The 9,589-nt window shown below is 42.0% G+C and carries 11 protein-coding genes; 8 read left to right on the forward strand and 3 right to left on the reverse strand.

What is annotated here, in order from left to right:
• Positions 1 to 51 precede the first annotated feature (51 nt).
• The 3 genes from IH597_11065 to IH597_11075 all read right to left on the reverse strand — a co-directional run bounded on the left by IH597_11065 (position 52) and on the right by IH597_11075 (position 1,418).
• Complete coding sequence (locus tag IH597_11065) at positions 52 to 411, reverse strand: hypothetical protein (GenBank protein MBE0662993.1); 360 nt, start codon at positions 409 to 411, stop codon at positions 52 to 54.
• Positions 412 to 1,009: 598 nt separating this feature from the next.
• Entirely contained in the window at positions 1,010 to 1,204 is a 195-nt protein-coding gene (locus tag IH597_11070; GenBank protein ID MBE0662994.1) for a lmo0937 family membrane protein, read from the reverse strand.
• Positions 1,194 to 1,418, reverse strand: coding sequence for a hypothetical protein (locus IH597_11075; protein MBE0662995.1), 225 nt, complete (start codon positions 1,416 to 1,418; stop codon positions 1,194 to 1,196). The genes IH597_11070 and IH597_11075 overlap by 11 nt, the downstream gene beginning before the upstream one ends.
• A gap of 445 nt (positions 1,419 to 1,863) precedes the next feature.
• Here IH597_11075 and IH597_11080 point away from each other — a divergent pair, with 445 nt between their 5' ends.
• The 8 genes from IH597_11080 to IH597_11115 all read left to right on the forward strand — a co-directional run bounded on the left by IH597_11080 (position 1,864) and on the right by IH597_11115 (position 9,311).
• A complete protein-coding gene (locus tag IH597_11080; GenBank protein ID MBE0662996.1) occupies positions 1,864 to 2,802 on the forward strand; it encodes an NAD(P)-dependent alcohol dehydrogenase in 939 nt (312 codons plus the stop codon).
• Between the two features lie 228 nt (positions 2,803 to 3,030).
• Positions 3,031 to 4,152, forward strand: coding sequence for a hypothetical protein (locus IH597_11085; protein MBE0662997.1), 1,122 nt, complete (start codon positions 3,031 to 3,033; stop codon positions 4,150 to 4,152).
• 353 nt (positions 4,153 to 4,505) lie between these two features.
• Positions 4,506 to 6,077, forward strand: coding sequence for an AbgT family transporter (locus IH597_11090; GenBank protein MBE0662998.1), 1,572 nt, complete (start codon positions 4,506 to 4,508; stop codon positions 6,075 to 6,077).
• Positions 6,078 to 6,120: 43 nt separating this feature from the next.
• The gene (locus IH597_11095) at positions 6,121 to 6,576 is read left to right on the forward strand and encodes a DUF1801 domain-containing protein (protein MBE0662999.1); all 456 of its coding nucleotides are present in this window, start codon (positions 6,121 to 6,123) and stop codon (positions 6,574 to 6,576) included.
• Positions 6,577 to 6,611: 35 nt separating this feature from the next.
• Positions 6,612 to 7,040 carry a VOC family protein gene (locus IH597_11100; GenBank protein MBE0663000.1) on the forward strand — a complete coding sequence of 143 codons (429 nt, stop codon included), beginning with the start codon at positions 6,612 to 6,614 and terminating at the stop codon, positions 7,038 to 7,040.
• Between the two features lie 14 nt (positions 7,041 to 7,054).
• Positions 7,055 to 7,513, forward strand: coding sequence for a hypothetical protein (locus tag IH597_11105; protein MBE0663001.1), 459 nt, complete (start codon positions 7,055 to 7,057; stop codon positions 7,511 to 7,513).
• Between the two features lie 83 nt (positions 7,514 to 7,596).
• Positions 7,597 to 8,364, forward strand: coding sequence for a DUF1295 domain-containing protein (locus tag IH597_11110; GenBank protein MBE0663002.1), 768 nt, complete (start codon positions 7,597 to 7,599; stop codon positions 8,362 to 8,364).
• A complete protein-coding gene (locus IH597_11115; protein ID MBE0663003.1) occupies positions 8,361 to 9,311 on the forward strand; it encodes a calcium/sodium antiporter in 951 nt (316 codons plus the stop codon). The genes IH597_11110 and IH597_11115 overlap by 4 nt, the downstream gene beginning before the upstream one ends.
• Positions 9,312 to 9,589 lie beyond the last annotated feature (278 nt).

Below are 9,589 nucleotides of genomic sequence, written 5' to 3' on the forward strand. Positions count from 1 at the left end.
TGGTAAAAAAAAGAGCTGAAAATCAACTCCTTTTTTACGTTTAAGCGAACATTAGTCCTGCTTGTGGTTATTGTTATCCTTATCTTTCTTAAAGAGTTCGCCATTCTTATCAAGTTTTACGGTACGTGTTTCGTCTGTACCTGGCCTGGTCAGTGTAATTTCATAATATTCACCAGCACCATCTTTTTTCGTGACAAGGTATGCGGTTTCCTGAACTACCCAGCCTCTGTAATCTGTGCCGGTCATAGCATCTCTTACTGCCTGTGGCAGTTCCGCGTATTTTACTTCTGTTCTTTTGTCACCATCCTGATCAAGGGCGATGATATTAGCAGTTTGTCTGAAATCATTTTGGATTCCAAAAGCACTTGTTATAACTGCAAAACTGAATGCTACTAAAAATAGGGTTTTCATAATTATTAAGTTTTAAATGTTTAAAAATAAGAACTACTTAACATAACTCAATAGGGATGCCAAAAACCATATGATTGCATAAGTATCAGTAAGTCTGTGTGATATGGAGTTATTGCTCAAAAATGAATGAATGTAATTGTTGGGGACTTCTGCAACAGTTGCTGGTGATTTTCTACAGACTTGCGAACCTTTTGATGTCAATCCGTGCTATCTTACTTTGGTAAATAATTGGTATTTAATATCTTGACTTTCATTACTTAGTATAACATTGCCTTGCTCTTCTATTGGTTCAAGACCCTGGCAAATGACCTCCCAATCTTGTTCCCAGGTTTAAAAAGAAATGTTCAAATGTTCTATGGTTCAACTGTTCTATGGTTCTATTGTTCTATTATTCTACTGTACTATTGTTCTATTGTTTGTACTGTCGTTTTTTTCTCACCGTAACCATCCTAAACGACCCTATAGTTAAAAAAAGAGGTTCCTTTCCTCATTATCAGGAAAGGAACCTCAGGAATTTGGGTTGCTAACTAAGGAGGGTTATATAGAAGTTAGATTCACCACAGACATTTATGTTTCAAGACTTATCACTGCCTTAAGGTTAATCTAACCGGTTATGTTTATAGCCTGGCAACACTTCTCTTCCTCTGATCAATCTGCGTAATATCGAAATTACTGCCAGGATTAATAGAATATGAATAAGTTGTCCCAGCCCGAATATGAGGAATCCAAGTGCCCAAAACAATATGAGCAAAACTGCAATGAAATATAGAAATCTGATAACATCAGGTTTTATTGGTTTTACGTCTAAGTCCGGCAAGGTAAACAATGCACCCTGCCATGAGTAAAGCTACACCCGACCAGCGTGGGCAAACGAGGCCGCTTTCTGTTTCTTTAACAATTTCTTCATTCATGTCATCATACGTGGTAACTTTTCTCTTAATAGTTAAACCAGACATGATGTTAAGAATGTTGCCGATAACGATAAGAACTATTCCTGTTTTTTTCATAATCGCTGTATTTTTTATATGGTTATTAATTTTTGTTTTTATCGTGTTAAAGAAGGGTGCGCTTCGAACCCGTCCTCGATACTGAAATTTGTTTCGTGGGATTTTACAACACCTGAAAACACAAGTCCGGTAACTAAAATTAAAAAGCCTATCGTCGCACTTCTCATAACAATTGATTTTGTGTTTAACAATAGTGCAATGGTAACGTAGTTAAATACTATGCCAGATTGTTATAGCTGTAAAATACTATAGAACCCATGATCCTCAAATACAAACGTATAAAGGCGGTTCGTGAAGAATTAACGATGATGTGGTATTGATCTAAACGTGGGAAATATTCTACAATCCTGCCACAATTTGAGGGGCCTGGTTCGGAATATCTCCTTAATTACACTGTTGTGAGGCCACTTCCTCCTATCTTTACAATCAATTTAAAACTTAAAATATGAAAGCTTTAGTTATCAATCGCTTTGGCGAACCAGAAGAATTACAGATTCAGGAACTCGGAATACCCATGCTCAAAGCGGGAGAAGTACTTGTGCGTGTGCATGCTGCCGGGATCAACCCAGTGGATTACAAAATACGAAATGGCTCAATGAAACTAATCACCGGTAAGAAGTTTCCACGTATCCTGGGTGGCGATGTTGCCGGGGTGGTGGAGCAGGCCGGGGAGAGGTCGGCATTCCGCCCGGGTGACAAGGTTTTTGCCATGCTCTCAATAACTGGCGGGGCTTATGCTGAATTTGTTTGTGTGAAAGAAAACCAGTTATGCCATATTCCTGAAGGTTTCAGTATGGTTGAAGCAGCCGCCGTGCCACTGGCTTCACTTACCGCGTTGCAGGCATTCTGGAAAGGCGATGGGATCAAACCCGGCGACAGCGTGCTTGTAAACGGGGCTTCAGGTGGTGTGGGCTCTTTCGCCGTTCAGATCGCTAAAGCGTTGGATGCCCGTGTAACCGCTGTTTGCAGCACAAAGAATGTTGATTTTGTGAAGAGCCTTGGCGCAGATAAAGTGATTGATTATGAAAAAGAAGACTTCAAAAAGCTGGATGAAAAGTTCAGTGCCGTATTTGATGCCGTTGCAAAGAGTTCGTTCAGAAAATGCAAAAAGTTGTTGACCGATGATGGCAAGTATGTTTCTACGCTTCCCAATAATGGGCTTTTCCTGAGTCAGGCGTTTAATTTTACAGATAAAAAGAAAGCCTATTTCATTGGAACCAAATCATCAGGCCATGACCTTGCGATTATTGCCGGTTTTATGAAAAAGCATTTGTTAAAACCATATATTCAACAAAGCTTTCCGCTTGCCGATGGCGCCGAAGCCCACCACCTGATCGAAACCGGAAGGGTGAGGGGCAAGCTGGTGTTGAAGGTGATTGAATAATTGGGATGGATGGATTGCCATCAATTGTAGCAGACCAGAATATTTGAGTTCCATTCAAGCATCATTGATAATCGCGTCAGATTTGCCAGCGAATTTTCAGCAGAAGTTATTTGTACATTCATAGTTGGCTTTGGAGATTGTAAGACAGACGGACATGAAGCAACAAAAAGGTTAAAGAATTCTGATAAGAAAATTGGAATCATTGATTAACCAAATAATCTGATTGAAATGAAAGTAAAATTATTCCTGATCGCATTTGTGATGTTCACTTTGAATTCCATTTGCCAATCGTTTGAATTGACGTTTACGGCAGATTTCAATAATTCTTACGTCCAGCTCGATAGTGTTAAAGTCCACAATCTGACTCAGCAAACAGAATCAATTCACATCTGGCCAGATACTGTTTATTACATTGAAGTCTTTTCAGGGGATGAGTTCTTATTGATTGGCTATTCAGATGATTTTAATGTTGGCCTCCAGGAATATGAAATTGATTCTGACAGGTTTACATTGTTCCAAAATTTTCCGAACCCTATGGTTAATTCTACAATAATCACATTGTATATTCCAGGAAAAGGTGACGTTTGTCTGGACATTTATGATATGCTCGGAAGAAAATTAAATTCTTACAACCGGACTTTAGACAAGGGAACGCATAGATTTAAATTATCATCCATTTCCGAAAAAATGTTTTTTGTTTCTGCACAATGGGAAAACACAGTACAGAGTATTAAAATCCTGTCACTTAGCCCGCAATCTGGAGCAAACTCCCTGTTAGAATTTGTCAGCAGTAGCGGGAACGTTCCTGTATTCAAAACAAAGCCACTGAACCAAGGTATCTCAATAGAGTCCGGAATTTGGGATATTCCTTCACAGAGTAAAACCTATACCTTTCAGTTTGCAAAGAATATACCTTGTATAGAGCACCCGACGGTTTCCTATGAAGGTAAAGTCTACAATACTGTTCAGATATTAAGCCAATGCTGGTTGTCAGAAAATCTAAATGTTGGTTCAATGATAAACGGAGATCTGGAACAGACTAACAATGGTGTAGTAGAAAAATATTGTTTAAACAACGTGGAAGACAGTTGTAGCATATATGGCGGTCTTTATCAATGGAATGAAATGATGAACTATAATCAAGCCGGTGACACCAATACTATATGCCCACCGGGTTGGCATGTTCCAACCGACATTGAGTGGCAAATTCTTGAAGGGGTTGCAGATAGCCAGTATGGAATTGTAGATTCCATTTGGACATCTAATTGGTTGTACAGAGGATTCGATCAGGCTTTGAACCTGAAATCTACAACGGGATGGTATAGCTATGGTAACGGATTGGATATATAAGGATTCTCTGCCAAACCGTCGGGGTCACCATATCCACAAAATTATATGTATTATGCTTCGTTTTGGAGTTCTTCAAAAAAGTGGAATTACTATTTATATTGGTTTCGCAGGTTCGCTTATTTCGAGAATGGTTTGCACAGAGGTTCTACCTCCGGGCAAAATGGATTTTCGGTTCGATGTATAAAAAATCAATAAGTAAATTTTCTAACCCAACTGAACCAGCCTTACATTTTGTGGTTATTAAACATGTATTTTGTTCGATCTGTATGATCCTGCGAATATGTGTTTATAACCAGGACGCCTTGCTCAGCATTGTCTGAGCGCCTTGGTTTCACCACAAAACCCAAACCCGGATGACTGAAAAAAAGGAGAAGAAAGATTTCGTTAAACGTATGCTCGATACACTGGAGGTTGTCGGGAATAAACTGCCTCAACCTGTTACACTTTTTGCCATACTGATGGGCGTCACGCTGCTGCTGTCATGGATATTCGGTGGCATCTCCGTAGATCATCCCGGCAAGGCTGCTGGTCTGCTTGATCGTGATGGAAATCCGGTTGGCGCTATCGAAGTAATAAACCTTTTATCGCGCGACGGTTTCCAGCTAATTATGACTAGAATGGTAAGCACCTTTGCCAACTTCCCGCCACTGGGACTGGTGCTGGTAGTGATGCTTGGCATTGGCGTAGCCGAATACACCGGCATGATTTCGGTGGCTTTGCGGCTTTTTGTTTCAAAGGTTCCTCGTTCGGTCATCACTTTTTCCATTGTTGTAGCCGGCATGCTTAGCTCTGTGGCTGCGGATGCAGGTTATGTGGTGCTGATACCCCTGGGTGGGGCCATCTTTCTGGGTTTGGGAAGGCACCCGCTGGCAGGCATTGCAGCGGCATTTGCCGGTGTTTCGGGCGGCTTTGGCGCCAATTTTATTCCCACCGGCCTCGATCCTATGATTGCGGCTTTTACTGAACCTGCCGCCCAGATCATTGATCCGGATTATACTGTGAACCCACTTTCAAACTATTACCTGATGGCTGCCTCTGTGCCACTGATAGGCCTTGCAGGAACCTGGATCACAGAAAAGATCCTTGTGCCACGACTTGGCGAGTACAAGCCACCCAAAGATGTTGTTATCGAAGAACAGCCTCCGATTACAAGCCGTGAGCGCAAAGCCCTGACATGGGCCATTTTTACAAACTTCCTACTTTTTGGTGTTGTATTGCTAACTATCATTCCGGCTGATGGACTGCTGCGCGGCGATATCAACCCCGAAACAGGTTCCCGCAGCATGCGCCCCTTTTACGACTCGCTGGTACCCATTATGTTTTTCCTCTTTCTTTTCACCGGAATGGTTTACGGGATCGTGGCAAAAACCATCAAAAGCGATAAGGATGTTACAGATATGACCGCCAAAAGCATGTCAACCATGGGCATGTACATTGTGATTGCGTTCGTGGCTTCGCAGTTTGTGGCATATTTTAACTGGTCGAACCTTGGGAGTGTATTGGCTGTAGAAGGCTCGGGTGCGCTAAACGCCATTGGTTTTACGGGCGGGCCATTGCTGGTAGCATTCATCATAGTGGCATCAATGGTAAACCTGATCATGGGCAGCGCTTCGGCCAAATGGGCCTTGCTGGCGCCGATTTTTGTTCCCATGCTGATGCTTACAGGATATTCCGCTGAAACCGTGCAGGCAGCCTACCGTATCGGCGATTCTTACTCAAATATCCTTACGCCGCTGATGCCGTTTTTCCCGTTAGTCATTGTGTTCGCACAAAAATATGTGAAGGATGTGGGCATAGGCACGCTCATTTCAATGATGCTGCCCTTTGCGATTGCTTTTGCTTTGATCCGCATTCCAATGTTGTTGTTATGGATTTGGGCGGGATTGCCATTGGGTATAGAAGGGCCAATATACTATACCCCATAAGATTCTGAACAATTGCTTTGATCAAACAATTTAATTTTGTTTCATGAAGATAACTACAAACACCGTTGACGAATACATCAACCAGTTGCCTGAAGACAGGCGGCAGGTATTGAGCAAATTGAGGCAGGTTATTCTTGAGAACCTCCCTGATGGCTTTGTTGAAGAAATAAATTATCGCATGCCAAGCTATGTTGTTCCGCATTCCATTTATCCTGCAGGTTATCATTGCGATCCTAAAGTTCCACTGCCTTTTATAAGCTTTGCTTCCCAAAAGAACCACATCTCATTTTACCACATGGGTGTTTACACTGACCCAAACCTGCTGGAATGGTTCGCACAGGTATTTCCAAAACACAGCAACAGCAAACTAGATATGGGCAAAAGCTGCATCCGGTTTAAAAAACCGGAGCATATTCCCTTTGGGTTGATTGCTGAACTTCTTGGTAAGGTAACGCCAAAAATGTGGATCAAAACTTACGAAAGCCAGCTAAAGAAATAATTTTATTTTTGCTATTCACAAAAACTAGAAATCTTATGAAAACATTAAATACATACCTTACTTTTAATGGGAATTGCGAAGAGGCTTTTAATTTCTACAAATCAGTGTTTGGCGGTGAGTTTTCCTATCTGGGAAGGTTTGGCGAAATGCCGGACGCGGAAAATGTTCCTGAAAGTGCGAAAGACAAGATCATGCATGTGTCACTTCAGATCAGCAAGGAAACCCTGCTGATGGGCAGCGATGCATCCGAGGAATATGGAACGGTAGTTACTTTCGGTGACAATATCTCACTCTACCTTGGCGCTGATACCCATGAGGAAGTGAAAAGCATCTTCGAAAGGTTGTCATCGGGTGGAACCGTTACGATGCCACTTGAGAAAACCTTCTGGAGCCCCTTGTTTGGCATGCTAACTGATAAATTCGGCATCAATTGGATGCTGAGCGTGGAAGAAGAAATGCCCTGAAAAACTGTAGTCTTATGAAAAAAATACTGCTTGTATTCATGCTGATTGCAGGAATTGCCTATGCAAATGCCCAGCAACCAAAAGCAGAATATGACCCGGAGCTGGCCAAGGAACTTGGAGCCGATGATTACGGCATGAAAACCTATATGCTTGTAATTCTGAAAACCGGTTCACAGGTAATTGAAGATAAGACGGTACGCGACAGCCTGTTTGCAGGGCATATGAAAAATATCTACCGCCTGGCAGATGAAGGTAAACTTATCGTGGCCGGGCCACTTTTTGCTAATGAGAACAATTACCGTGGAATTTTTATCCTTGATACCGATTCAATTGAATTGGCAAACGAATGGGTGCAAAGCGATCCGGTGATCCGTGAAAAAGTGTTGGATGCAGATATTTATAAATGGTATGGCGCTGCTGCTTTGCCATCTTATCTTGAGGTTCAGGAAAAGGTAACGAAAACAAGTTTTTAATTTCGAATTCCAATTCCGGGAAGCTTTTCCGGTCGAAAATACTATTCCACATCTTTTTCGTTTATAGTTGCAAATTTGTAAACATGGCACTCAAAGAAGAATTTGAAAAATCCGGAATCTGGCTTTTCAGGCACAGAAGTCATTTGCCACTCCTGGTCTTAGGGGTTGGCGCTGTTATGGTAATCCGGACAGAGGTGTACCCCGAAACCTTTATTCTGGAAGAAACGCCGTATGAAATTTACTTTGAGATGTTTTGCCTAATGGTCTCTATCTTTGGCCTGGCAATCAGAATTTTCACGGTAGGTTATACACCACCGAATACTTCGGGCAGAAATGTGAAAGGACAAGTTGCCGAAAGCCTCAATACAACCGGTATTTATTCAGCGGTGCGACACCCATTGTATCTGGGTAATTTCTTCATGTGGCTGGGTATTGCCCTCCTTACAGGAAGTTTATGGTTTGTTATCGCATTCATCCTTTTTTATTCGATTTATTATGAAAGGATCATGTTTGCCGAAGAGCAATTTCTTTCAAAAAAGTTTGGTATTGCTTATGATACATGGGCAAGCCGTACACCCGCCATTATCCCATCTTTCAGGAAGTTCGAACCCGCAGGCGCTAAGTTTAACTGGAAAAAAGTCCTGAAGAAAGAAAAGAACGGCTTACTGGCCGTATTTCTCATTTTTGCAATGTTTGATGTTATCGGCGAATTGATTGAACACCGTGAAGATTTTAATTATTTTTTAATGCTCATGATGTTGTTTAGCACCCTTCTATATTTCATTGTCAAATTACTCAGAAAACACACTTCCTTGCTCCAGGAAGAAATGTTATCCCAAAATCAAGCATGATAATACAGTTGCTTTTGTTGGTAGCCGGCCTTTTACTGCTGGTGAAAGGCGCCGGCTGGCTGGTTGACGGCGCGACAGCGCTGGCTAAAAAATACAACATCCCTGACCTGGCCATTGGTTTAACCATTGTAGCTTTTGGCACTTCCGCCCCTGAATTGGTTGTAAATGCATTTGCCGCATCCAACGGATTTGACGGTATCGTTTTCGGCAATGTAATTGGCAGCAACAATTTTAATCTTTTTGTGATCCTTGGCATTTCAGGACTGATCATGCCACTTGCGGTTCATTCCGGAACGGTTTGGAAAGAAATTCCTTTGTCGTTGCTTGCAGCGGTGCTGCTTTTCCTGCTTGCAGGCAATTTTAGTTTGGGGGCCGGCATACTTTCCCAGATTGACGGACTGATACTCTTATGCTTCTTTGCGGCCTTCCTGTATTATGTTTACAGGCAATTACGAACCGACCCTGCAAACATTGAAATCAAACATAAACATGTGGCCGGGCATATTATTTTCTTTCTGCTGGTAGGCGGCCTTGCCGGCCTGGTTGCCGGAGGAAAATTTGTTGTTGACAGCGCCGTGAAAATAGCAAGCGAGCTTGGCGTTGAACAGAAGATTATCGGCCTCACAATTGTAGCTGCCGGAACCTCCCTTCCCGAACTTGCTACATCCGTGGTAGCAGCCCTGAAGAAAAACGCTGACATTGCCGTTGGCAACATCATTGGTTCCAATATTTTCAATATTTTCCTGATCCTCGCAGTAAGCTCACTCATCCGCCCGCTGAATTACGATCCTGCTTTCAATAAGGATTTACTTTTACTCAGCGGGGGAACCATTTTTCTTTTTATCGCCATGTTCACCGGCAAGAAAAAACAACTCGACCGCTGGGAAGCCGGAGTCTTACTGCTTGCGTTTGCCGGCTATATAACATACATGCTGCGAACCGTGTAGTTCAGTAATTTTTCTTTCAGATTTATTGCAGCTTAATATTTTCTATATTAGCTGGGTGAAATAAACCGTACTGTGAGGTTGGGCTACACGGCCAGCAGTAAGCTGTATAACCCAACCTATGGTACATATATAAACGAGTTACCGCCAAGTGTAAAAAGAGAAACGATTGACATAATATTTAACAGTGTACCAGTTAGAAAGCAATTAAAATATTAATTAGCTATGACTTCAAACACAATAAATCGGACAATTGAATCATCAAATGCAATTACTTTTAT

Source organism: Bacteroidales bacterium (assembly GCA_014860575.1).
Taxonomy (GTDB): domain Bacteria; phylum Bacteroidota; class Bacteroidia; order Bacteroidales; family JAAYJT01; genus JAAYJT01.

What these genes read in the sequence shown, in the direction of transcription:
- IH597_11065 (MBE0662993.1), bottom strand. Translation starts at nt 411, where the DNA reads ATGAAAACCCTATTTTTAGTAGCATTCAGTTTTGCAGTTATAACAAGT.
- IH597_11075 (MBE0662995.1), bottom strand. Translation starts at nt 1,418, where the DNA reads ATGAAAAAAACAGGAATAGTTCTTATCGTTATCGGCAACATTCTTAAC.
- IH597_11080 (MBE0662996.1), top strand. Translation starts at nt 1,864, where the DNA reads ATGAAAGCTTTAGTTATCAATCGCTTTGGCGAACCAGAAGAATTACAG.
- IH597_11085 (MBE0662997.1), top strand. Translation starts at nt 3,031, where the DNA reads ATGAAAGTAAAATTATTCCTGATCGCATTTGTGATGTTCACTTTGAAT.
- IH597_11090 (MBE0662998.1), top strand. Translation starts at nt 4,506, where the DNA reads ATGACTGAAAAAAAGGAGAAGAAAGATTTCGTTAAACGTATGCTCGAT.
- IH597_11095 (MBE0662999.1), top strand. Translation starts at nt 6,121, where the DNA reads ATGAAGATAACTACAAACACCGTTGACGAATACATCAACCAGTTGCCT.
- IH597_11100 (MBE0663000.1), top strand. Translation starts at nt 6,612, where the DNA reads ATGAAAACATTAAATACATACCTTACTTTTAATGGGAATTGCGAAGAG.
- IH597_11105 (MBE0663001.1), top strand. Translation starts at nt 7,055, where the DNA reads ATGAAAAAAATACTGCTTGTATTCATGCTGATTGCAGGAATTGCCTAT.
- IH597_11110 (MBE0663002.1), top strand. Translation starts at nt 7,597, where the DNA reads ATGGCACTCAAAGAAGAATTTGAAAAATCCGGAATCTGGCTTTTCAGG.
- IH597_11115 (MBE0663003.1), top strand. Translation starts at nt 8,361, where the DNA reads ATGATAATACAGTTGCTTTTGTTGGTAGCCGGCCTTTTACTGCTGGTG.